This window comes from Cupriavidus sp. 8B (genome assembly GCF_054589115.1).
Genome location: NZ_BAAILO010000094.1, coordinates 1 through 649 on the forward strand (window position 1 = coordinate 1; position 649 = coordinate 649).

The window sequence follows — 649 nt, forward strand, 5'->3', positions numbered from 1 at the left end:
TCTCTTCCAGTACTGGAAGCAGGCGTCGACCGCCGAGAGGACTTCAGCGAGTGTGGCGAAGTACCGGTTATGTAGCACCAGACGTCGTGTCAGCTTCCAGACGCGTTCGATAGGCGCCAATTGCGGACTGTATGGCGGGAGGAACAACAGCGTCAGGTGCCGCCTGTACTTGCGCAGTAGCGGCCTGAGCAGGATGGCATGGTGGTACCTGGCGTTGTCCAGCACGACGACGATGCGCTTGCCGCGACGTCGATGGCGCAGTAGCTGGCGCAGAAAGGACGCAAACGTTTCTGCGTTGAAGACAGGGCATGCCTGCCAGACGAAGCGGCCTGTGCTCAAGCTGACGGCGCCAAAGCACGCCACCGACTTGCGCGTCGGCGCATGCATCAACACCGGGTCGCGGAGTTCCGGGGCCACCCACATGCGACAGCGCGATCCGTGTTGCTGGAAATGGCATTCGTCCAGGCTCCATAGCTCAATGTCGTCGCGCCTTGCCAGTCGCCGCAGTTTTTTTTACCGCCGCAACGCGAACGGGATCAGACTGAGCGACCTGCGGGCGCGGCTTGCGCAGCCGAAAGCCCATCTGGCGAAACAGCCGCTGGCACTGACGCACGCCCAGCTTGATGCCATAGCGCTGACGCAAGTGCTC

2 protein-coding genes are annotated in these 649 nt (G+C 62.2%); both read right to left on the minus strand.

Going from position 1 to position 649, the window contains the following annotated elements; genetic code table 11:
* Positions 1–507, minus strand: a 507-nt coding sequence (locus ACYP5B_RS09310) for an IS630 family transposase (RefSeq protein ID WP_459569402.1), incomplete at its 3' end; no start/stop codon positions are given.
* Positions 476–643 (minus strand): winged helix-turn-helix domain-containing protein, encoded by a 168-nt coding sequence (locus tag ACYP5B_RS09315; protein ID WP_459569403.1) that lies wholly within the window; start codon positions 641–643, stop codon positions 476–478. The genes ACYP5B_RS09315 and ACYP5B_RS09310, both read right to left, overlap by 32 nt.
* Positions 644–649 lie beyond the last annotated feature (6 nt).